This is a genomic window from Variovorax cryoconiti, assembly GCF_051216395.1.
Taxonomy (GTDB): Bacteria; Pseudomonadota; Gammaproteobacteria; order Burkholderiales; family Burkholderiaceae_C; genus Variovorax.
In genome coordinates this window covers 126,257-147,005 of the sequence record NZ_JBPJZI010000005.1, presented here as the reverse complement: position 1 = coordinate 147,005, position 20,749 = coordinate 126,257, and the positions used below count along the sequence as shown (strand labels likewise).

The following is a 20,749-nucleotide window of genomic DNA, read 5'->3' as shown; positions in this document are numbered from 1 at the left end:
AGGTTACTTGAGGCTGATGGTCGTGTTGACGCCTTGCGACACCGTGCTGTCGTCGAACCAGCGCGACGTCACCGTCTTGGTCTGCGTGTAGAACATGATGACCTGCTTGCCGTACGGCCCCAGGTCGCCGAGCTTCGACGCGCGCGAACCGGTGAAGGAGAACATCGGCACCGGCACCGGGATCGGCACGTTGATGCCGACCTGGCCCACGTCGATCTCTTCCTGGAACTTGCGCGCCGCCGCACCCGACTGCGTGAAGATGGCGGTGCCGTTGCCGTTCGGGTTGGCGTTGATCAGTTCGATGGCTTCGTCGATGGTCGCGGCATTCGCCAGGCACAGCACCGGGCCGAAGATTTCCTGCTCGTAGATCACCATGCCGGGCTTCACGTCGGCGAAGACCGTCGGGCCGACGAAGTTGCCCTTCTCGTAGCCGGGCACATTCGGCTTGCGTCCGTCGAGCGCCAGCGTGGCGCCGTCGGCGATGCCGCGTTCGATCAGGCCGTTGACCCGCTCGTGCGCCGCGCAGGAAACAAGCGGGCCCACATCGACGCCCTTCTCCGTGCCCGCGCCGATCTTCAGCGTCTTGGCCTTGGCGACCAGGTCGGGCACCCACTTCTGCGCATCGCCCACCAGCACCGCGACCGACACCGCCATGCAGCGCTGGCCCGCCGCGCCGAAGCCGGCACCGGCCAGTGCGTTGAGCGTCTGCTCCTTGTTCGCGTCGGGCATGACGATGGCGTGGTTCTTCGCACCCATCATGCATTGCACGCGCTTGCCGGTGGGGATGGCGCGGTTGTAGACATGCGTGCCGACCTTGGTCGAGCCGACGAAGCTGATCGCCTTGATGTCCTTGTGATCGCAGATGGCGTTGACCACCGCCTCGCCGCCGTGGATCACGTTGAGCACGCCGGCCGGGATGCCGGCCTGCAGCGCCAGCTCGCACAGCCGCATCGTCACCATCGGGTCCTGCTCCGACGGCTTCAGCACGAAGGTGTTGCCGGTGACGATGGCCATCGGGAACATCCACAGCGGGATCATCGCGGGGAAGTTGAAGGGCGTGATGCCGGCGCACACGCCCAGCGGCTGCAGCAGCGTGTACGTGTCGACGCCGTTGGCCACGTTGTTGGCCATCTCGCCCAGTTGCAGATTGCCGATGGCCGACGCGTGCTCGACCACCTCGAGGCCGCGGAACACATCGCCCTCGGCGTCCGGCAGCGTCTTGCCCTGCTCGGCCGTGAGGATGGCCGCCAACTCGCCCATGTTCTCGCGGATGAGTTGCTGGTACTTCAGGAAGATGCGGGCGCGGGCGCCGATGGGGGTCTTCTTCCAGGTCTTGAAGGCGTCCTTCGCGGACGCGACGGCGGCATCGACTTCCGCAGGCGTCGCGAACGGCACGCGGGCCAGCACTTCCTGCGTGGCCGGGTTGACGACATCGCGCCACTCGGTGGTCTTGGACTCGACGAATTGGCCGCCGATGAGCAGCTTGACGGTGGCGACCTGCGCGGTCGGCTTGACTTTGGCATCCATGGATTTGTCTCCTTGTAGATCTGGGGCCGGATGGCGGCGAACGGACGATGCTAGCTTTGCAGTTTTGCCATAGCAATAGACAAATACGCACCCGCGATCTGCATAATCGCAACGCATGGACTGGGACAACCTGCGCTTCTTCCTCGAGCTCGCACGCTCCGGCACGCTGCAGAGTGCGGCCCGCCGACTGGTGGTCGACCACACCACGGTGGCGCGGCGCATCCAGGCGCTGGAGAAGCAGGTCGGCTCGCCCCTGTTTTCGCGCGAGGCCGGCGGCCATCGGCTGACCGAGGCCGGCCGGCGCCTGCAGCCGCAGGTCGAGGCGATGGAGAACGCGTTCCGCAGTGTCGAAAGCGCGGCACCCGCCTCGCACGAAGGCCTGTCGGGTGTCGTGCGCATCGGCGCGACCGAGGGCTTCGGCACCGTGGTGCTTGCACCGCAGCTCGCGCTCTTCGCCGGCCGGCACCCCAAGCTCGTGATCGACCTGCTCGCCATGCCGCGGCTGGTGCACCTGTCGCGGCGTGAAGCCGACATCGTGATCTCGCTGGAGCGGCCCGCGCGCGGCCCGGTGGTGGTGACCAAGCTCACCGACTACACCCTCCGGCTGTACGCGTCGACGGCCTACCTCGCCAAGCACGGCGCCATCCGGACGCGCGACGACCTGCGCGGCCACACCTTCATCAGCTATGTCGATGACCTGCTCTTCAGCAAGGAGCTGCAGTACCTGGACGAACTGCACAAGCCCGACACCTTCGCGCTGCGCAGCACCAGCATCCTGGCGCAGCATGCGGCGGTGGCGGCGGGCGCCGGCATCGCGGTGCTGCCGGCCTTCATCGCCGAGCGCGACGCATCGCTGACGGCGGTGCTGCCGGAGCAGGCGCACTTCACCCGCACCTTCTGGATGTCGATGCCGGCCGAGACCAAGCACCTGGGCCGCATGCAGGCGGTGTGGGGCTTCGTGCGGGAGACCGTCGAAGCCCAGCGCAGCGTGCTGCAAGGGCCGGCCTGACGCGCCGCCGTCGACCCGGCGATCAACCCGCCGATCAGCCCGGCGAAGCGATCCGGTGCTTCTCCATCAGGCGGTACAGCGTCATCCGTGAGACACCCAGCTCGCGTGCCGCATGCGTGACGTTGCGGCCGGTCCGATCGAGGGTGAAGCGGATGGCATCCCTTTCGGCCAGGGTGCGCGCCGCGTCGAGGCAGACGCCATGCTCGTGCTCGTCGCCGGCCAGCTCCAGGTCGTCGGGCGCAATGAGCCGGCTGTCGGTCATGACCACCGCGCGTTGCACGCGGTTGAAGAGCTCGCGCACGTTGCCCGGCCAGTCGTGCGCCAGCATGGCGGCCACCGCCTGACGGCCGAAGCCTTCGACCTTGGTGGTGCGGAGGTCCGCACTGCAGCGGCGGTAGAAGTGCTGCGCCAGCATCGGCACGTCCTCCTTGCGCTCGCGCAGCGGCGGCACCGTGATCGACAGCACGTGCAGCCGGTAGTAGAGGTCTTCGCGGAACTTGCCGCAGGCCACCGCCTCGGCCAGGTCGATGTGCGACGCGGCCACCACGCGCACGTCCACCGGCAGGCTGCGCGCGCCACCGACGCGCTGGATGGTCTTCTCCTGCAAAAAGCGCAGCAGGTTGGTCTGCAGGTCGAGCGACAGGTCGCCGATCTCGTCGAGGAAGAGCGTCCCGCCCTGGGCCGAGGCGATCAGCCCGCGCCGGTCGGCCAGCGCGCCGGTGAAGGAGCCGCGCTCGTGGCCGAACAGTTCGGATTGCGCCAGCGCCGGCACGATGGCGCCGCAGTTCACCGGGACGAAGGGCGCGTCAGCCCGCGCCGAACCGCGGTGAATGGCCTGCGCCGCGAGTTCCTTGCCGCTGCCGCTTTCGCCACCGATCAGCACGGGCGCCTCGGTGATCGCGACCTTGCGGATCTGCGTGCGCAACCGCGCCATGGCGGCGCTCTGGCCGACCATGCCGAGGCTGTCGGCCCCCTCGGTCGGTGTGGCTTCGCGGCAGGTCGCTCGCAGGCTGGCGCGGCGGTGCGCATGCGCCAGGATCTGCAGCAGGCAGCTCGGGTCGACAGGCTCCGTGTGGTAGTCGAAGAAGGCGTCGGCCACCAGTTCCCGGAAGGCGGGCAACTCCATCGCGCGCGCCGGGCACAGAACGACCCATTCGACCCCATCCGTCGGCCGCACGACGGCGTCGAGTGCCGCCGTGATCGCCATGTCGACCTGATCGAGCAACACCAGGCAGCAAGAGATCGCCATGCGTTGGCGCAGCCGCTGCACCGCCGACAGATCGGTGACCCAGACCAGCTCCCACCCTTCGGCGCGCAGATGGCGCTCGAGCCCGGCCGGCCGCGTATGCGGCGCCGCGCAGAGGAGTCGTCGCGCCAGCATGTCCCTGCCTAGAAAGTGAAGGGAATGCGCGCCGTGAGGGTGAGGTCCGGGGTGTCCCGCGTCAGGCCTGCGCCCACGGAGATGTTCACGCTGGTCTTGGGGCTGTAGCGGTACGAGTAGCCGAGCATCAGCGTGGCGAGCTGGGTGCGGACCGACCCCGGTACCGGGGCGCCGTTCAGTTTGACGCGGCCCACCGAGTTCAGGTCGACCCCGATGCTGAAGGCCGACTTGTCATTCAGCGCCAGGCCCATGCCGAAGTTCATGCCCAGCACGTCGCCGGCACGGAAGTCGCCGAGGAATTCGCTGCCGCCGTCGCGCACCGTCCGGCTCACGTTGTTGCGCTTGAAGTTGTAGGCGTAGCTGAAACTGCCGAAGAACACGACCGGGTCCGACGGGAACAGCCAGGTCAGCCCGGGCTGCAAGGTGTAGAAGCCCGAGCCGGTGGGCAGGTCCAGCGGCAGCCCGGTGCCGGTGGTGTTGCCGATGCAGCGCGTCACGCAATCGGTCACGACCTCGAACGGATCCTTGCCCGTGCGCGACTTGAAGCGCAGGGTGCCGATCATGTAAGGCGTCGAGGCGCTGCCCTCGTTCAGCTGGTAGCGCCCGGTGATCTCGACGTCGCCCAGATCGCGTCCGCTGGTGTTGAACACGTTGTCGATCGCCGAGCCGGTGAAGATCTCGCGGCTGACCGTGGAGTTGGAACGGTACACATAGGGCACCTTGGCCTCGATCTCGAACCGGTTGCTGATGCCGAAGCGCCCGGTCAGCGCGGTGGTGAAGGTGTTCTGCTTGACCTGCCGCACGTCGACCAGCCCGATCAGCAACGACGGGATGATGGTGTAGCCGACCAGGGCCACCTGGTTGCTCGACGAATAGGCGTACTGGAAGGACGGCTCCAGGATGATCGTGCCCTTGGGGGTCAGGATTCCCGGCTGCTCGAACAGCGGCGCCACGTTGAGGGTGCGGGCGTCCTGGCTCGGCGCCTGCCCGACCTGCACCGCACGCGGTGCCATCGCCACCGGCTGCGGCTCGACAGGGGGCGGCGCGACCGCCGCGCGCTCCGACTCGCGGGCCTGGTTCTGGCGCTCGGCCAGGGACTGCTGGAGTTCCTGCTGGCGCGCGGCCTGCTCGGCGATCGACTTGCGCAGCGCCTCGATCTCGCGACCCTGCTCCGCCACCTGCCGCTGGAGCTCGGTCACGGGCGATGGCGGCGGCCGTCGAGCCGGGGGACGCGGCGTCGTGGTGGTCTGCGCATCGGTGAGGCCGCCGATGCTCGCCGCGCCGACGCAAACCGCCGCGCGCAAAAAAGCCTTCGAGTTATTCATACCAACCCTCTTGTCTCTCGTACTTCTTTTGGTCCGCGGCGGATACTAACTTTTTCGTATTTGCTTCCATGGTTTGCAATTGGAAATATTCGTAAGCGCATGTTCATTATTCCTTGACGGAAAAATTGCACCAATCTTCAGAACGCAGGCTTATATATTTCGCCCCGCCATTGCGCATAGATCGATTGGCCGCCACGCGCCTGCGACACCATTTCTCGCTGCCCTCCCATCCAGGGCCTTGTCCGCAAACACTTTTTTCCCCTGTTCTGGTTTTTGATGTCACACCGATGTGACAGTCGGCGCCAAAAAAAGATGAGCGCAAACGTGTCAATGGCGCCGACATGTTGGCGTTCACAGGGCCAATTCAATGCGCGTGTCGGCTGGCACTGAATTTGCAGTTCGGCATTTGTTGGGCGCAAGCACAACCATTGGCAGAGAAATTCAACTCAACCATCAGGAGACCTCATGAAAAAGACACTTCTCGCTTCGTCGATCGCGCTCGCGCTGGGCATGGCCGGCTCCGCAGTGGCCCAGATCACCACCCAGTCGGGCGGTGGCGCGAGCGCCTCGGATGACGCGCTCGCGCTGCAGTTGAGCCTGAGTGACAACAGCACACGAACCCGAACGACGACCACGACCAACACCGACTCGAGCACCAACTCCAGTGACAGTCGCGACCAGAGCATGTTCCGCGACTCGGGCGCAGCCCGGGCCAGCGCAGCGCGTTCGGTGGCCATCAACAACGGTTCGACCGGCACCTTCTCCAACGCCTTCAACCAGACGACGGCAACCGCCAGCAGCAGCCTGAGCGGCGTGGTCACCGGCAACAACGTGAGCGGGATCGGCAATTACGCCTACAACACCGGCTCGGCGGCTGGCGGTACCGGCAACGGTGGCTATGGCGGCAGGGGCAACGGCGGCTCGTCGTCCGGCAGCGGCCAGGGCGGCAACGGCGCCGTGGGCACCGGCGCGGTAGGGGCCACCGGCGGCAGTGCGTCGAACGGGGCCATCAGCCACGGCAGCGCGACCAACGGCAGCGCCAGTGCAGGCAACGGCGCCTACGGCGCCGGCGGCAGTGCCTCGGGCGCCAATTCCGGTGGACAGGCGCGTGCCAATGGTGACAACGGCGGCTCCGGCGGCTATGGCAGCGGCAGCGGCAGCGGCAGCGGCGGCAACGGCGGCGTGAGTGGCGGCAGCGGCAGCGCCAACGGCGGCGGCGGCTTGCTCGGCGGCTCCGACGGCGGCACCAGCGGCAACACCGGCACGGCCGGCGCTGGCGGTTCCGGCACCGGCACCGGCACGGGCAGCGGCGCGGCAGGCGGCGCCGGCGGCATGGGCGGCACAGCCACCAGCAGCAACACCGGCGCACGCACGGGCGGCACCGGCTTGGGCGGCAACGGCGGCGAGGCCAGCAATGGCAGCGCGACCAACGGCAGCGCCAGCAACGGCAACAACAGTGCCGGCAATGGCGGTGCGGGCGGCAGCGGCACCGGCGGTGCAGGTGGCGCAGGCAGCGGTGGCACCAACACCGCAGCAGGCGGCACCGGTGGCGTGGGTGAAGGCGGCAGTGGCGGTGCAGGCGGGGTCAACAGCGTGACCGCCGGCACCTTCAACATGTCGAACACCATGACCTCGGTCGGCCAGTCGGCAGCCGGCATCATGATCGCCAACCAGCAGAGCGGCATCGGCAGCCTGGTGCAGCAGAGCGTGAACGTCCAGGCCAACCTCAGCGTGCGCTGAGGCACGGCAACCCGCCGTCCGCGGCGCGTGCTTGGGGCATGCGCCGCGGTGCGGTGGCGTCTTTCCTTTTTCGAGGAGCGATCATGCGAAACCTGCCTTTGCGACGCCGCCTGGGCCACCTGGTGATGGCGGCGGTGCCCTTGTTGCTGCCTTTCCACCTTGCGGCCCAGCCCGGCCCGATCGAACCCGCATCCCATGCGCCGTCGCCCAGCGCCTTCGTCCAGCCGGTGGACCCCGACACGCTCTCGACCCTGCGGGGTGGCCGCGAGGTCACGCACAACGACATGCGGCTCGACGGCATCACCGCCGGCAACGTGGCCAACCAGGTCGCGACCGGCGCCAACACGATCGCCGGCGGCGCCTTTTCCGGCATGAGCGGCCTGCCGCTGGTGGTCCAGAACTCGGGCGCCAACGTGCTGATTCAGAACGCCGTCATCGTGAACGTGAAGATGGAATGAGAGAGGCACGCCATGCCACGCCATCTCCTCCTCTGGCCCGCCGCCCTGCTCTGCGCCGCCAGCGTGGCGCACGCGCAGCAGCGCGTGCCGCAGATGACCGAAATCGCCGGCGGCAGCTATGCCGTGCCGGTGCGCACCCTGCAGCAGATCAAGCAGGCCGGCACCCTGATCCAGCAGTACGACTTCAGCTGCGGCTCGGCCGCCATCGCCACCCTGCTGACCCACCAGTACGGCCGCCCGACCACTGAGCGCGAGGTGTTCGAGCACATGTACGCCCACGGCGACCAGGCCAAGATTCGCCGCGAGGGCTTCTCGCTGCTCGACATGAAGCGCTTCCTGCAGACGCGCGGCTTCGAAGCCGATGGCTTTCGCCAACCGCTGGACAAACTCCGCGAGGAAGGCCTGCCCGCCATTGCGCTGATCACCGAGAACGGCTACCACCACTTCGTCGTGGTGAAGGGGCTCGACCGCGACCGGGTGCTGATCGGCGACCCGGCCAGCGGCACGCGTGCCGTGCCGCGCGCCACCTTCGAGGCGCAGTGGCAGCAGAAGCTGCTCTTCGTCGTGCACAACCGCATGGACCTGGCGCGCTTCAACCAGGCGGCCGACTGGCGCGCTGCGCCCTCGGCACCGCTGGCCAGCGGCCTGATCCGCGACGCCTTTGCGAATGGCTTGCCACGCAACGGCCCGGGGCAATTCTGATGACCCGCCATCGGCTCGCCACCCTCGGCCTCTTCATCAGCCTCTCCCTCGGCGCGACCGCCAGCGCCGCGGCCGACGCCGGTGCCCGCCCGGGCGCGCGCAACACCACCTGGATGACCGTCGGCGACGACACGCTGGCGGCGATGCGCGGTGGCTTCGACCTGGGCGGCGGCGTGATGGTGTCCTTCGGCATCAGCCGCGTGGTCACGGTGAATGGCGTGGTGCTCAGCAGCACCTCTTTCCAGTTGCCCGACCTCGGCCGCATCACGGCCGCACAGATCGCCGCCTTCGAGCGCTACCTGGGCAGCACCAGCGTCGTGCAGGTGGGCAGCGGCAACACGGCGCCGATGACACCGACGACGCCGACGGCAGACGGCGGCACGAGCGTCGCCAGCAGTTCGGGCGGCACGGGCGGTTCGGCCGCGTCAGGCAATGCCGGCACGTCGGGGAGTCCAGCCACCGCAGGCAGCGCGACCACCACGTTCAGCTCGCCGGCGACCGTCGTTCAGAACACGCTGAACAACCAGTCGATCCAGACCCGCACCGTGATCGACGCCACCACGAACGCCCTGAGTCTGGCCCGGGGCGCCAACACGGCCGCGGCGCTGCGCGATGCGCTCACGCGCGCGGTGCCTGGGCGCTGATCGAAGGCTAACCGCAAGCGGCCCGGACGATGCGCTGGGTCGGGTTGGGCGCCATGTCCTTGAACAGCATGGGCTTGGGGGCGTTCGTGTAGTCGGTCCGCGTGTGGGCCTCACCCTGCCACAGCGGCTCGCCATAGAAGCTGGCCTGCCGGTAGTGGGCGCGGCGTGCTTGGCAGTCGAACACCACCTCCGATGCATACGAGCGGTAGGCCACGCCTTCCCAATTGCGGCGCTGGGTCGAGCGGCTCACGCGCAGCTGCATGACCCGCGCCTCGCGCTCCCGAACGATGGACACGGGATCGACCTGCACGGTGTCGACCGTCGGGTCATTGGGATTGCCGGCCACGGTGAACCAGTTGCTCTGCGCCTGAGCCCAGGTCGCACCGGCCAACACCACGGCCCCGATCCACCACGTCTTCACATCTGCTCCTTTGCGCTGCGCGGATGGCTCGACAGTGCCATCCCCCTGGGTCCGCGGTCCCTTCATGGCCACTGCGCAGGATGCGTGCCAGGCGGCATCGACGGCCGGCGCCAGACGGCCGGCGTGCGACCGAGCTGTGCGCTGTGGCGCAGCGCCTGCAGTTCGCCGAAGCCGGAGGCGGTGCTCTCGATGTACGGCGCGAGATCGGCGATGCCGGGCTTGGGCAGGTCGAGCCCGCCCGGCACACGGCCCAGGCTGCGCAGCCACTGGCCGGTCTGCGCCAGCGACACCTGCACGTGCCAGCTGCCGCCCTCGCGCTGCTGGCGCCACAACGCGGCGGCGACCCCGAAGGCGATCAGGTAGCCCGTGGCCTCGTCGAGGATCTGCATGGGCATCGGGCGCGGCTGGCCGTCGCCTTTCGCTTCGCCCTCGGCGTGGTTGAAGCCCATGGCCGTTTGCACCAGCGAATCGAAACCGCGCCGCGATGCCCACGGGCCCTGCGTGCCGTACGCGCTCAATGACACGCAGACGATGCCCGGCCGCAAGCGGGCCAGCACCTCGGGCCCGAAGCCCAGGTCCGCCAGGCCACCGGGCCGGTAGCCCTGTACGAAGACATGCGCGTCGGCAAGCAGGCGCTGCAACGAGGCCTGGCCGTCATCGCTGCGCAGGTCGACATGCGCCGACAGCTTGCCGCGGCTGGTGTCGGCGATGGCCTCGATGTTGGGCAGCGCGGGCGAGTTGACCAGCAGCACATCGGCGCCGTAGGCCGCAAGTGCCCGCCCGCCGACGGGGCCGGCGAGGATGCGCGTGAGGTCGAGCACCCGCAGGCCGGCAAGCGGCGGCTGGTCGTCGCCCAGCGGCGGCAGCGCGCGCGGCGCAGCATCGCCGATGCGCTCGAGGGTGAAGAGCGGCTGTGCGGCCACCGCGCGGCCTTGCGGCGTCGCGTCCCAATCGTCGAAGCGGCGCAGCGCCGTCACCACCAGCCCGCGCTCGGCCGCGGCCTGCTCGAAGTCCAGCGCGCGCCAGGCCAGCAGTGCCTGCTCGGCATCGCTGCGCTGCGCCCCCTCGGGGTCGAGGCCGAGCAGACGCAAGGCGCCGTCCCGGTGATGGCGGAAGTTGGCGTGGATGCGCACATGGCCGTCGGCGCAGCGGTACAGGCCGGAGAAGGCATCCCACAGATCGGGCACCCGGCCGTCGAGGCTGAACCAGCCGGTGCATTCCAGCGCGGCATGCCGCATGTCGACCGCCACCGCCTGCCGCGGCGTGCCGCGCGCATGGCCCAGCTCACAGGCGGCCAGCGCCGCTGCCGCGATGCTGGTCTGCGCCGCCGCGCCGACGGCGAAGGACGACGGCAGCACCGGGTCGGCGCCCGCCAGCTGCGCGAAGGCAAGCGCCTCTTCGGGCAGGCTGGCCTGCTGCCAGAGTGACCGAAGAAGGGTCATCGCATCGGTATCGGAGATCACTTGCAAACCCTCTTGCCTACTGCAGCTCGAAACTCTTCTGCTTCACGGCCTGCGAGTCCAGCCCGATCTGCACGTTGAAGGCACCTGCCTCGGCCACATGCTGCAGCTGCGCGTTGAAGAACTTCAGCTTCGACTCGTCGATGGTGAAGCGCACCACCTTCTCCTCGCCCGGCTGCAGCGCCACCTTGCGGAAGTCCTTGAGCTCCTTGACCGGCCGCACCACCGAGGCGGCCACGTCCTGGATGTAGAGCTGCACCACCGTCTCGCCGGCGCGCTGGCCCATGTTCTTCACGGTGACCGCCGCCTCGACCTTGCCGCCACGCGCCATCGTCGCGCCCGACAGCACCACATCGGACAGCGCGAAGTCGGTGTAGCTCAGGCCGTAACCGAAGGGGTACAGCGGCCCGGTGACCTCCTCGAAGTACTGCGAGGTGTAGTTGCCCGGCTTGCCTTCGGTGAAGGGCCGGCCCAAGCGCGCGTGGTTGTAGTAGGTCGGGATCTGTCCGACCGAGCGCGGGAACGAGAGCGGCAGCTTGCCCGACGGGTTGTAGTCGCCGAACAGCACGTCGGCGATGGCGTGGCCGCCTTCCATGCCGGTGTACCAGGTCTCGAGGATCGCGTCGGCTTCCTGCTGCTCGCGCTGCAAGGCGAGCGGGCGGCCGTTCATCAGCACCAGCACCAGCGGCTTGCCGGTGGCCTTGAGCGCGGTGATCAGATCGCGCTGGCTCTGCGGCAGGTCGAGGCTGGTGCGGCTCGACGATTCGTGCGACATGCCACGCGCCTCGCCCACGGCGGCGACGATCACGTCCGACTGGCGCGCCGCGGCCACGGCTTCTTCGATCATCGCGGCGGGCGTGCGCTTGTCCTGCGTGACCTCGGGCGTGTCCCAGTTGAGGAAGTTGAGGTACTTGACGATGCCTTCGTCGTTGGTGATGTTGGCACCGCGCGCATAGAGCACGCGGCCCTGCGTGCCGACGGCCGCGTTGAGGCCGGTGTGCAGCGTGACCGCGTTCTTCGAATTGCCGGCGGCCGACCAGCTGCCCAGCATGTCGATGGGCGCATCGGCCAGCGGGCCGACCAGCGCGATGGTCTTCGACTTCGCGAGCGGCAACGTGCGGTTGCGGTTCTCGAGCAGCACCATCGACTTGCGCGCGACGTCACGCGCGGCGGCGCGATGCAAACGGCTCTCGGCATCGAGGTCCGCCGGGTCGTCCTTGGCCACGCCGATGCGCAGGTAGGGGTTGTGGAACAGGCCCATGTCGTACTTGGCGCCGAGCACCTCGCGCACCGCGTTGTCGATCTCCCTCATCGCCACGTCGCCCGACTTCACCAGCGCCGGCAGCTCCTTCAGGTAGACCGAGTCGGCCATGCTGAGGTCGATGCCGTTCTTGATGGCGAGCTTGGCGGCTTCGCGCTCGTCCTTGGCCACGCCGTGGCGCATGAGCTCGACGATGGCGCCGTGGTCGCTCACGCTCACGCCCTTGAAGCCCCAGTCCTTGCGCAGCAGGTCCTGCATGAGCCAGGTGTTCGACGTGGCCGGCACGCCGTTGATCGAGTTGAGCGCGACCATCACCCCGCCGGCGCCGGCATCGATGGCGGCGCGGTACGGCGGCAGGTACTCGTTGTACATGCGCATCGGGCTCATGTCGACCGTGTTGTAGTCGCGCCCGCCCTCGACCGCGCCGTACAGCGCGAAGTGCTTGACGCTGGCCATGATGCGGTCGGCCGGCACCGGCAGCGTGCCCTGGAAGCCCGTGACCGTGGCCTTGGCGATCTCGGACACCAGGTACGGGTCTTCGCCGAAGCCTTCGGACGTGCGGCCCCAGCGCGGGTCGCGCGCGATGTCGACCATCGGCGCGAAGGTCATGTCGACCGAGTCGCCCGCGGCTTCCTTCGCGGCGGTGCTGGCCATGAGCTTGACCGCGTCCATGTCCCAGCTCGATGCCAGACCGAGGCCGATCGGGAAGGTGGTGCGGTGGCCGTGGATCACGTCGTAGGCGAAGAACATCGGGATCTTCAGCCGGCCCTTCATGGCGGCGTCCTGCAGCAGGCGGTTGTGCGGCCGGTTCACCGAATTGAAGGTGCCGCCCACGCGGCCCGCGGTGATCTCGTCGGCCAGTTGTGCAATGGGCATCTCGGGGCCGATGCTGATGAGGCGCAGCTGGCCGATCTTCTCGTCGAGGGTCATCTTCCCGACGATGTCGGCGATGAACGTGCCCTTGTTGGCCAGCGCCGAGGGATCGTGCTGGGCGAAGGCCAGCGGGCTGGCCAGGCCGGCCGCGAGGGCCAGCAGATACGACATCTTCATTCAGTCTCTTTCTCGGAGGATGGTGCGAAGCCGGTCTTTGCCGACAAGGCCTCACATTCGGCGATGCTAAGCTAAGACCATGTTGACGAGCCGTCGTTCCCACGTGACGCGACAGGGCCCGGCAGAGATATTGCTTCTGCTCTGACAGAGTGCTGACCCACAGCCGCCATCGCGGCTGCCTGGCCCCCTTCTGACCCTTGCCTTCAGTCCCACCAGGACGCCATCGCATGACATCTACCGCACGCCACAAGAAGAACCCATCGATCGCCCTGCTCTGCACCAGCGTCCTCGCGTCGCTGTTGTGCGCCGCGCAGGCGCATGCCTTCTCGCTCGACGACGTGACGGCGCGCGCGCGCGCGCTGATGGAAAAGCCCTACGTGGCGCCGGTGAGCAACCTGCCGCCGGTGTTCAGCAGCATGCAGTTCGCCGACTACCAGAAGATGCAGCCGCGCACCGACCGCTTCGAGTGGCGCGACCAGCCCACGCCGTTCCGGTTGAACTTCTATCACCAGGGCATGCAGTTCAACGCGCCGGTGCGCATCAACGAGATCAACGGCGATGCGGTGCAGGAGATCCGATACGACCCCGAGCGCTTCGACTTCGGCAACCTCAGCTTCGACAAGGGTGCGACCAGCACGCTCGGCTACGCCGGCTTTCGGGTGATGTACCCGATCAACCAGGCGGGCAAGGACGACGAGATCATGAGCTTCCTGGGCGCGAGCTACTTTCGCGTCATCGGCAAGGGCCAGGTCTACGGGCTGTCGAGCCGCGGGCTGGCGATCGACACCGCGCCGCCCGGCGGCGAGGAGTTCCCGAACTTCCGCGAGTTCTGGGTACAGCGCCCCTCGGGCACCGACAAGCAGCTGGTCATCTACGCCCTGCTCGACTCGCCACGCGCCACGGGCGCCTACCAGTTCATCCTGCAGCCCGGCGGCAAGGACGCGGTGGTCGACGTGCAGGCCAACGTGTTCGTGCGCGGCGACATCCAGTCGCTGGGCGTCGCACCGCTGACCAGCATGTTCCTCTATGGTCCGAACCAGCAGTCGGACCTCAAGCGCAGCTTCCGCCCGGCCATCCACGATTCGAACGGCCTGGCCATCCACACCGGCGCCAACGAATGGCTGTGGCGCCCGCTGAACAACCCGAAGAACCTGGCGATCAGCACCTTCAGCGTCGACAACCCCAAGGGCTTCGGCCTGCTGCAACGCGGGCGCGAGTTCTCGCGTTTCGAAGACCTGCGCGACCGCTACGACCTGCGGCCGAGCGCGTGGATCGAGCCGCAGGGCAACTGGGGCAAGGGCAAGGTCACGCTGATGGAGATCCCGACGCCCGACGAGACCAACGACAACATCGTCGCCTACTGGACGCCCGAAGCGCCGACGCAGCGCGGCCAGATGCTGCAGTTCGCCTACCGCATGCACTGGACCACCGACGAACCGGCGCTGCACGGCCAGGACAACGCCTGGGTGCGCCAGACCTTCCACACCGACGGCGAGCAGTTGCAGGCCAACCTGATCCGCGCACTCGACGGCAGCAGCGCCTTCCTGATCGACTTCGAAGGTCCGGTGCTGGCCAAGCTGCCGCCGGGTGCAGCGGTGAGCGCGCTGGTGAGCGTGGGCGACAACGCCGAGCTGCTGGAGAATTCGGTGCAGCGCAACCCGGCCATCAAGGGCGTGCGCGTGCAACTGCGCGTGAAGGTGAAGAACCCCGCGCTGCCGGTGGAGATGCGCGCAGCCCTGGTGCAGGGTGACAAGGCGCTGAGCGAAACCTGGAGCTACCAGCTGCCGCCGAACCCGCCGCCGGCCGCCGCGCCTGCGGCAACGGCGCCGCTTGCCACGCCGTCCAACACCCCGGCCGCTGCACCGGTCGTCCCCCCGGCGCGCTGATCCGCACCGGGCCTCGCGCTGCGCCGGCATTGGCCGAGCGCCGTACGGGGATGAGCGCTTGTCTGTAGCATTTCGGCTTTACAGAGACCGGCCCCTCGCGGCATCGCATGCGCTCCACCCCCAGAACAACGAACCGGCCGCTGGTCATCGCGTCGATCATGGCCTCCATGGCCATGGTGGCGATCGAGGCCACCATCGTCTCCACCGTGATGCCGCAGATCGCCTCGTCGCTGGGCGGCCTGCACCTCTACAGCTGGGTCTTCGCGTCCTTCCTGCTGGCGCAGACGGCCATGACGGTGGTCTTCGGCAAGCTGTCCGACCTGTACGGCCGCAAGCCGGTGATGTTCGTGGGCATCGCGATCTTCCTGGTGGGCTCGATCCTCGCGGGCTTCGCGTGGTCGATGCCCGCGATGATCGCCTTCCGCCTGATCCAGGGCATCGGCGCCGGCGCCATCCAGCCGGTGTCGCTGACCATCGTCGGCGACCTGTACCCGGTGCGCGAGCGCGGCAAGGTGCAGGGCTACCTGGCCAGCGTGTGGGCCGTGTCGGCGGTGCTCGGGCCGATGCTCGGCGCGCTGATCGTGCAGGAGATGTCGTGGGCCTGGATCTTCTGGATCAACATCCCGATCGGCCTGGCGGCCGCTGCCGGCTTCTGGTTCTTCCTGCGCGAAGCGCCTGCGGCACGCCGCAGTTCGATCGATCTGGTCGGCGCCTTCCTGTTCACCGTCGGCATCGCCTCGCTGATGATCGCGCTCACCGAGTTCGGCATCGGCAACACCGGCACGGCCGTGGCCTGGGCCATCGGCTTCGTCGTGGTGGCCACGCTCTTCGTCTTTCAGGAACGCCGCGCGCACGACCCGATGGTCTCGTTCCGCCTATGGGGCGCCCGGGTCATCGCGACCGTCAACGGCGCCTCGATCCTGGTGGGCATGTCGCTCATCGGCATCACGACCTTCCTGCCGATGTACGTGCTGGTGGTGCTCGAGCGCTCGTCGGTCGTGGCCGGGCTGGCACTCACGATGGTGATGCTCGGCTGGCCGCTGGGCGCGACGCTGGCGTCGCGCACCTTCCACCGCTTCGGCCTGTGGCGCATCGTGTTCGTGGGGTCCGCACTGATCCCGCTCGGCGCGCTGGCCTTCGCCCTGTTGCGGCCCGGCAGTTCGCCCGTGCTGGCCGGCGTGGGCTCGTTCGTGATCGGCCTCGGCATGGGCCTGCTCAGCCTCGGCTCGCTGATCGTCATCCAGGAATCGGTGGCGCTGTCGCAGCGCGGCATCGCGACGGCCTCGAACATCTTCTCGCGCAATCTGGGCAGCGCGCTGGGGGCCACCTTCTTCGGTGCGATCTTCAACGTGGGCTTAAGCCGTGCGAACGGCGGCACGATGATCTCGGAGGCGCAACTGCGCCAGCTGCTGCAGGGCGCGCATGGCGGCACCGCCGCCACCGTGAGTGACACCGCCATCCGCGCCGCGCTGGCCGGCTCGCTGCAGTTCACCTTCCTCATCATGCTGGTCGTCACGCTGGGCATCGTGGCGCTGGCGTTCCTGCTGCCGCGGCAGGGGCTGGGCATGCGCACCGGCGAGGCGCCAACGAAAGAGGCGCTGCCGCAGAACCTGCACTGAGGGCAGCTCTGGCGGGTCAGCGCCTCGAAGGTTCGGGTGGGTCGATCAGCGGATCAACTGCACGCCGGTCTTGGCCTGCAGCGCGTCGAAGCTGACGCCCTCGGCCAGTTCGATCACCTTCAGGCCCTCGGGCGTCACGTCGAGCACCGCGAGGTCGGTGATGATGCGGTCGACCACGCCCACGCCGGTCAGCGGCAGGGTGCACTGCTCGAGGATCTTCAGGTCTTCGGTGCCGTCCTTCTTCTTGGCGACGTGCTCCATCAGCACGATCACGCGCTTCACGCCAGCCACCAGGTCCATGGCGCCGCCCATGCCCTTGACCATCTTGCCGGGGATCATCCAGTTGGCGAGGTCGCCCTTGGCACTCACCTGCATGGCGCCAAGGATCGACAGGTTGATCTTGCCGCCACGGATCATCGCGAAGCTGTCGTGGCTGCCGAAGATGGCGCTGCCCGGGAGCGTGGTCACCGTCTGCTTGCCGGCGTTGATCAGGTCGGCATCGACCGCGTCTTCGGTCGGGAACGCGCCGATGCCCAGCATGCCGTTCTCGCTCTGCAGCCAGACTTCCTTGTCGCCGGTGTGGTTCGCCACCAGCGTCGGGATGCCGATGCCCAGGTTCACGTAGAAGCCGTCTTCGAGCTCGCGGGCCGCGCGCGCGGCCATCTGGTCTTGGGTCCAGGGCATGTCAGGCTCCCTCTTTCTTGTTGGCGGGGACTTTGGGGACGGGTATTTCGTCGATGACCGCGGCCTGCGCGATCACGGCCTGCGCCTCGACCTTGGCGGCCTCGACATCGACCTTCGCCGCGGCGCTCACGGTGCGCTTCTCGATGCGCTTTTCGGGGTTGGCGTTGAGCACGATGCGGTGCACGTAGATGCCCGGCAGGTGGATGTCGTCGGGCGCCAGCTCGCCCAGTTCGACGATGCGCTCGACCTCGACGATGCAGACCTTGCCGGCCATCGCCGCGGCCGGGTTGAAGTTGCGCGCCGTCAGGCGAAAGCGCAGGTTGCCCGATGTGTCGGCCACGTCGGCCTTGACCAGCGCCACGTCGGGCACCAGCGAGCGCTCCATGACGTAGGTCTCGCCGTCGAAGTCGCGCAGTTCCTTGCCCTCGGCCACCTGGGTGCCGACACCGGTCTTGGTGAAGAAGGCCGGGATGCCGGCGCCGCCGGCGCGCAACTTCTCGGCCAGCGTGCCCTGCGGCGTGAATTCGAGTTCGAGTTCGCCGGCCAGGTACTGGCGCTCGAACTCCTTGTTCTCGCCGACGTAGCTGGCGATCATCTTCTTGATCTGCCGCGTTTCGAGCAGCTTGCCGAGGCCGAAACCGTCGACGCCCGCGTTGTTCGAGACGACCGTCAGGTTCTGTACGTTGCTTTCCTTGAGCGCGTCGATCAGCGCCTCGGGAATGCCGCAGAGGCCGAAGCCGCCGACGGCGAGCATCTGGTCGTCGGCGACGACGCCGGCCAGTGCCTCCTTGGCGGAGGCATAGATCTTGTTCACCATGGGTCGTGATCCTCGCGAGGTGCGTGTGAATGAGAGGGAAACTGCCTGCGACGATACTACGTACCCGCATACGTAGTATTTCGTAATGGAGACACCCGAGAGCGCCACCGCAGCGACCGCCGTCATCGACTACCGGCTGGCCTTCGAGCACGCGCCGGTCGGTATGGTGCTGTCGCGCGACCGCACGATGGTCGACTGCAACGAACGGCTTTGCGAGATGTTCGGTGCGGCCCGCGAGATGCTGGTGGGCCAGTCCTTCCGCGTGCTGTACCCGAGCGTCGCCGAATTCGAGCGCATCGGCAAGCGCATGGTGCCGATCCTCAACGCCAGCGGCCGCTATGCCGACAACCGCATGATGCGGCGCCTGGGCGACCTGCACGGCGCCTTCGCCGGCGAGACCTTCTGGTGCCACGTGACCGGCCATGCGCTCAACCGGGCCGCGCCGCACGAGGCCGGCATCTGGACCTTCGAGGACCTCGGCTCGCGCCGGACGGCCAAGGCCCCGTCGACCAGTTCGGGGCAGGCCCAGCTCACGCCGCGCGAGCGCGAGGTGGCCGCGCAGGTGATGCAGGGGCTGACCTCCAAGGAGATCGGCAAGGTGCTCGACATCAGCCACCGGACGGTCGAACTGCACCGCGCCCGGCTGATGCGCAAGTACGCCGCGGCGACCACGGCCGAACTGGTTCAGAAGCTGATGGCGGGCTGATCGGCGCCCGGAACCCGCCGCCGGACGCATGCAGATGCCGATTCCGGTAGTAGTTGGCATCGTCCGACACCTGCATACGCCATGTAGCCAATGGCTCAGGGCTTACGCTGCCGATAGATTGACATCGTCCCGTTTCTTCAGGCCACGCCATGCTCACCACCGTTCAGAAAGCCGACATCCTCCGCAAGAGTGGCCTCGACATTCCTGCCTGCCCCGAGGCGGCGCGCGAATGGGCAGGCCGGGTCGACGCCCTGTTCGTCGACTATGTCGCAGCCCGGGCGGCCAAGAGCCTGCGCGACGCCGAGGAAGTTCGGCAGCTCGACCTGCTGCGCCGCATGTCGACACGCTCGTGGGGCAAGGCCCCGGCGGAATTCGCCTGATCCTCACTGATTTGTAGCAAGGCCGGCCCTGCGCCTACAGCGCGCGCACGGCATCTTCGGCAGCATGGACGGCCATGCTCGACCGACGCACCTTTCTCGCGGCCGGCAGCGCCGCCGCCGCGTTCGCCGCCCTGGGAACCACCGAGACAGCCTTCGCCGCGACCGGCCTGAGGCTGGGCCGCCCCGGCCCCTTTTCCTTCGAACGCCTCGCCGCACAAGCCGAGTCGCTGGCGGGGCGCCCTTTCATGGCCGCGCCGACGCCGCCCGCCGGCGTGCTCGATCGGATCGACTACGAGGCGCACGGGAAGATCCGCTTCGACCCCGGCAGCGCTCTCTTTCGTGACGGCCCCGGCGCCTTCCCGGTCACCTTCTTCCACCTCGGGCGCTTCTTCCCGACACCGGTCCGCATGCACCTGATCGAGACCGCGGCCGGCGACGGCTTCGAGCGCGAGATCCTCTACGACCCCGGCTATTTCGACATGCCGGCCGACAGCCCGGCGCGGCAGCTGCCCCCGGGTGCCGGCTTCGCCGGTTTCCGCTTCCAGGAGAGCCGACGGGGCGACGCCAGCGCGCCGGACTGGCGCAAGAACGACTGGGTCGCCTTCCTCGGCGCCTCCTACTTCCGCGCGATCGGTGCGCTCTACCAGTACGGCCTATCGGCCCGCGGCATCGCGCTGAACGTGGCGGTGCCGGGCCAGGCCGAGGAATTCCCGGCCTTCACCCATTTCTACTTCGAGCCGCCGGCGGACGGCGGCGACAGCGTCACGGTCTTCGCATTGCTCGAAGGCCCCAGCCTCGCCGGCGCCTACCGCTTCGTGATGCAGCGCGGGCAGGCCGTCGTGATGGAGGTGGACTGCCGGCTGTTCCTGCGCCGCGATGTGGCGCGGCTGGGCATCGCGCCGCTGACCTCGATGTACTGGTATTCGGAAACGCGCCCGACCGCCGCCGACTGGCGCCCCGAAGTGCACGACTCCGATGGTCTGGCGTTGTGGCGCGGCAACGGCGAGCGTGTCTGGCGCCCGCTCAACAACCCGGCGCAGACGACGGCATCTGCCTTCGCCGATGCCAAGCCGCGCGGCTTCGGCCTGCTGCAACGCGACCGCGCCTTCGACCACTACCTGGATGGCGTGCACTACGAGCGGCGGCCCAGCCTGTGGGTCGAGCCGATCGGCGACTGGGGTGAAGGCGCGGTGCAACTCGTCGAGATCCCGACGGACGACGAAATCCACGACAACGTGGTCGCCTTCTGGGTGCCCCAGGCGCCGGCGACCGCCGGTGCGCGCTACCGCCTGCGCTACCGGTTGCACTGGACCGACGCCGAGCCCCACCCCACACCACTGGCGCGCTGCGTGGCCACCCGCACCGGCCGCGGCGGGCAGCCGGGCAAGCCACGGCCGGCCGGCCTGCGCAAGTTCATGGTCGAGTTCGTCGGCGCGCCGCTCGCCGCATTGCCCTTCGGCACGCGGCCCGAACTCGTGCTGACCGCCACACGCGGCAGCTTCTCTTACACCTTTGCCGAGCCAGTGCCCAACGGCGTGCCGGGCCATTGGCGCGCGCAGTTCGACCATGCGGCTGAAGACGACGAACCGGTGGACATGCGGCTCTTCCTGCGGCGCGGCACCCAGGCGCTGTCGGAAACCTGGCTCTACCAGTACCGGCCGTCCTAGCGCCGCCCGGAC

18 protein-coding genes are annotated in these 20,749 nt (G+C 68.4%); 10 read left to right on the top strand and 8 right to left on the bottom strand.

Translation table 11 applies throughout. From position 1 onward, the window contains the following. Window positions 1-3 precede the first annotated feature (3 nt). Window positions 4-1,527: a CoA-acylating methylmalonate-semialdehyde dehydrogenase gene (locus ACSFA2_RS14550; RefSeq protein WP_435456022.1), complete on the bottom strand. Its 1,524-nt coding sequence runs from the start codon at window positions 1,525-1,527 to the stop codon at window positions 4-6. A gap of 115 nt (window positions 1,528-1,642) precedes the next feature. Between ACSFA2_RS14550 and ACSFA2_RS14545 the strand changes: the two genes are divergently transcribed. Beyond that, on the top strand, window positions 1,643-2,536 hold the full coding sequence (locus ACSFA2_RS14545; protein WP_435456021.1) for a LysR family transcriptional regulator: 894 nt from the start codon (window positions 1,643-1,645) through the stop codon (window positions 2,534-2,536). 34 nt (window positions 2,537-2,570) lie between these two features. On the opposite strand, the gene ACSFA2_RS14540 is transcribed toward ACSFA2_RS14545, so the two are convergent. Then, a complete protein-coding gene (locus tag ACSFA2_RS14540) occupies window positions 2,571-3,917 on the bottom strand; it encodes a sigma-54 dependent transcriptional regulator (RefSeq protein WP_435456020.1) in 1,347 nt (448 codons plus the stop codon). Between the two features lie 8 nt (window positions 3,918-3,925). Further along, a complete protein-coding gene (locus ACSFA2_RS14535; protein ID WP_435456019.1) occupies window positions 3,926-5,242 on the bottom strand; it encodes a coiled-coil domain-containing protein in 1,317 nt (438 codons plus the stop codon). A gap of 465 nt (window positions 5,243-5,707) precedes the next feature. On the opposite strand from ACSFA2_RS14535, the gene ACSFA2_RS14530 reads away from it, so the two are divergent. The 4 genes from ACSFA2_RS14530 to ACSFA2_RS14515 all read left to right on the top strand — a co-directional run bounded on the left by ACSFA2_RS14530 (window position 5,708) and on the right by ACSFA2_RS14515 (window position 8,786). Then, entirely contained in the window at window positions 5,708-6,982 is a 1,275-nt protein-coding gene (locus ACSFA2_RS14530) for a hypothetical protein (protein ID WP_435456018.1), read from the top strand. Window positions 6,983-7,065: 83 nt separating this feature from the next. Beyond that, window positions 7,066-7,440, top strand: coding sequence for a hypothetical protein (locus ACSFA2_RS14525; RefSeq protein WP_435456017.1), 375 nt, complete (start codon window positions 7,066-7,068; stop codon window positions 7,438-7,440). 12 nt (window positions 7,441-7,452) lie between these two features. Further along, window positions 7,453-8,142 (top strand): C39 family peptidase, encoded by a 690-nt coding sequence (locus tag ACSFA2_RS14520; RefSeq protein ID WP_435456016.1) that lies wholly within the window; start codon window positions 7,453-7,455, stop codon window positions 8,140-8,142. Then, entirely contained in the window at window positions 8,142-8,786 is a 645-nt protein-coding gene (locus tag ACSFA2_RS14515; RefSeq protein WP_435456015.1) for a hypothetical protein, read from the top strand. Before ACSFA2_RS14520 ends, ACSFA2_RS14515 begins: the two co-directional genes overlap by 1 nt. 7 nt (window positions 8,787-8,793) lie before the next feature. Here ACSFA2_RS14515 and ACSFA2_RS14510 read toward each other — a convergent pair whose 3' ends face one another. The 3 genes from ACSFA2_RS14510 to bglX form a co-directional block, all read right to left on the bottom strand. Next, entirely contained in the window at window positions 8,794-9,207 is a 414-nt protein-coding gene (locus ACSFA2_RS14510; protein ID WP_435456014.1) for a surface-adhesin E family protein, read from the bottom strand. A gap of 62 nt (window positions 9,208-9,269) precedes the next feature. Further along, window positions 9,270-10,649, bottom strand: coding sequence for a CoA transferase (locus ACSFA2_RS14505; RefSeq protein WP_435456253.1), 1,380 nt, complete (start codon window positions 10,647-10,649; stop codon window positions 9,270-9,272). Between the two features lie 37 nt (window positions 10,650-10,686). Continuing rightward, complete coding sequence (bglX, locus tag ACSFA2_RS14500) at window positions 10,687-12,972, bottom strand: beta-glucosidase BglX (RefSeq protein WP_435456252.1); 2,286 nt, start codon at window positions 12,970-12,972, stop codon at window positions 10,687-10,689. 233 nt (window positions 12,973-13,205) lie between these two features. Here bglX and ACSFA2_RS14495 point away from each other — a divergent pair, with 233 nt between their 5' ends. Together ACSFA2_RS14495 and ACSFA2_RS14490 are read left to right on the top strand one after the other, a co-directional pair. Beyond that, complete coding sequence (locus tag ACSFA2_RS14495) at window positions 13,206-14,864, top strand: glucan biosynthesis protein G (protein WP_435456013.1); 1,659 nt, start codon at window positions 13,206-13,208, stop codon at window positions 14,862-14,864. A gap of 107 nt (window positions 14,865-14,971) precedes the next feature. Continuing rightward, the gene (locus tag ACSFA2_RS14490; protein ID WP_435456012.1) at window positions 14,972-16,483 is read left to right on the top strand and encodes an MFS transporter; all 1,512 of its coding nucleotides are present in this window, start codon (window positions 14,972-14,974) and stop codon (window positions 16,481-16,483) included. A 45-nt stretch (window positions 16,484-16,528) separates the two neighbouring features. Here ACSFA2_RS14490 and ACSFA2_RS14485 read toward each other — a convergent pair whose 3' ends face one another. Together ACSFA2_RS14485 and ACSFA2_RS14480 are read right to left on the bottom strand one after the other, a co-directional pair. Next, window positions 16,529-17,167 carry a 3-oxoacid CoA-transferase subunit B gene (locus ACSFA2_RS14485; RefSeq protein ID WP_435456011.1) on the bottom strand — a complete coding sequence of 213 codons (639 nt, stop codon included), beginning with the start codon at window positions 17,165-17,167 and terminating at the stop codon, window positions 16,529-16,531. A gap of 1 nt (window position 17,168) precedes the next feature. Further along, window positions 17,169-17,981 (bottom strand): CoA transferase subunit A, encoded by an 813-nt coding sequence (locus tag ACSFA2_RS14480; RefSeq protein ID WP_435456251.1) that lies wholly within the window; start codon window positions 17,979-17,981, stop codon window positions 17,169-17,171. A gap of 88 nt (window positions 17,982-18,069) precedes the next feature. On the opposite strand from ACSFA2_RS14480, the gene ACSFA2_RS14475 reads away from it, so the two are divergent. The 3 genes from ACSFA2_RS14475 (at window position 18,070) to ACSFA2_RS14465 (ending at window position 20,737) form a co-directional block, all read left to right on the top strand. Continuing rightward, window positions 18,070-18,690: a LuxR C-terminal-related transcriptional regulator gene (locus ACSFA2_RS14475; protein WP_435456010.1), complete on the top strand. Its 621-nt coding sequence runs from the start codon at window positions 18,070-18,072 to the stop codon at window positions 18,688-18,690. 149 nt (window positions 18,691-18,839) lie between these two features. Then, window positions 18,840-19,070, top strand: a complete 231-nt coding sequence (locus ACSFA2_RS14470) for a hypothetical protein (RefSeq protein ID WP_435456009.1) — start codon at window positions 18,840-18,842, stop codon at window positions 19,068-19,070. A gap of 74 nt (window positions 19,071-19,144) precedes the next feature. Beyond that, window positions 19,145-20,737: an OpgD/OpgG family glucan biosynthesis protein gene (locus tag ACSFA2_RS14465; RefSeq protein ID WP_435456008.1), complete on the top strand. Its 1,593-nt coding sequence runs from the start codon at window positions 19,145-19,147 to the stop codon at window positions 20,735-20,737. Window positions 20,738-20,749 lie beyond the last annotated feature (12 nt).

What these genes read in the sequence shown, in the direction of transcription:
- ACSFA2_RS14465 (WP_435456008.1), top strand. Translation starts at nt 19,145, where the DNA reads ATGCTCGACCGACGCACCTTTCTCGCGGCCGGCAGCGCCGCCGCCGCG.
- ACSFA2_RS14530 (WP_435456018.1), top strand. Translation starts at nt 5,708, where the DNA reads ATGAAAAAGACACTTCTCGCTTCGTCGATCGCGCTCGCGCTGGGCATG.
- ACSFA2_RS14485 (WP_435456011.1), bottom strand. Translation starts at nt 17,167, where the DNA reads ATGCCCTGGACCCAAGACCAGATGGCCGCGCGCGCGGCCCGCGAGCTC.
- ACSFA2_RS14550 (WP_435456022.1), bottom strand. Translation starts at nt 1,527, where the DNA reads ATGGATGCCAAAGTCAAGCCGACCGCGCAGGTCGCCACCGTCAAGCTG.
- bglX (WP_435456252.1), bottom strand. Translation starts at nt 12,972, where the DNA reads ATGTCGTATCTGCTGGCCCTCGCGGCCGGCCTGGCCAGCCCGCTGGCC.
- ACSFA2_RS14505 (WP_435456253.1), bottom strand. Translation starts at nt 10,649, where the DNA reads ATGACCCTTCTTCGGTCACTCTGGCAGCAGGCCAGCCTGCCCGAAGAG.
- ACSFA2_RS14470 (WP_435456009.1), top strand. Translation starts at nt 18,840, where the DNA reads ATGCTCACCACCGTTCAGAAAGCCGACATCCTCCGCAAGAGTGGCCTC.
- ACSFA2_RS14520 (WP_435456016.1), top strand. Translation starts at nt 7,453, where the DNA reads ATGCCACGCCATCTCCTCCTCTGGCCCGCCGCCCTGCTCTGCGCCGCC.
- ACSFA2_RS14515 (WP_435456015.1), top strand. Translation starts at nt 8,142, where the DNA reads ATGACCCGCCATCGGCTCGCCACCCTCGGCCTCTTCATCAGCCTCTCC.
- ACSFA2_RS14540 (WP_435456020.1), bottom strand. Translation starts at nt 3,917, where the DNA reads ATGCTGGCGCGACGACTCCTCTGCGCGGCGCCGCATACGCGGCCGGCC.
- ACSFA2_RS14495 (WP_435456013.1), top strand. Translation starts at nt 13,206, where the DNA reads ATGACATCTACCGCACGCCACAAGAAGAACCCATCGATCGCCCTGCTC.
- ACSFA2_RS14535 (WP_435456019.1), bottom strand. Translation starts at nt 5,242, where the DNA reads ATGAATAACTCGAAGGCTTTTTTGCGCGCGGCGGTTTGCGTCGGCGCG.
- ACSFA2_RS14525 (WP_435456017.1), top strand. Translation starts at nt 7,066, where the DNA reads ATGCGAAACCTGCCTTTGCGACGCCGCCTGGGCCACCTGGTGATGGCG.
- ACSFA2_RS14490 (WP_435456012.1), top strand. Translation starts at nt 14,972, where the DNA reads ATGCGCTCCACCCCCAGAACAACGAACCGGCCGCTGGTCATCGCGTCG.
- ACSFA2_RS14475 (WP_435456010.1), top strand. Translation starts at nt 18,070, where the DNA reads ATGGAGACACCCGAGAGCGCCACCGCAGCGACCGCCGTCATCGACTAC.
- ACSFA2_RS14545 (WP_435456021.1), top strand. Translation starts at nt 1,643, where the DNA reads ATGGACTGGGACAACCTGCGCTTCTTCCTCGAGCTCGCACGCTCCGGC.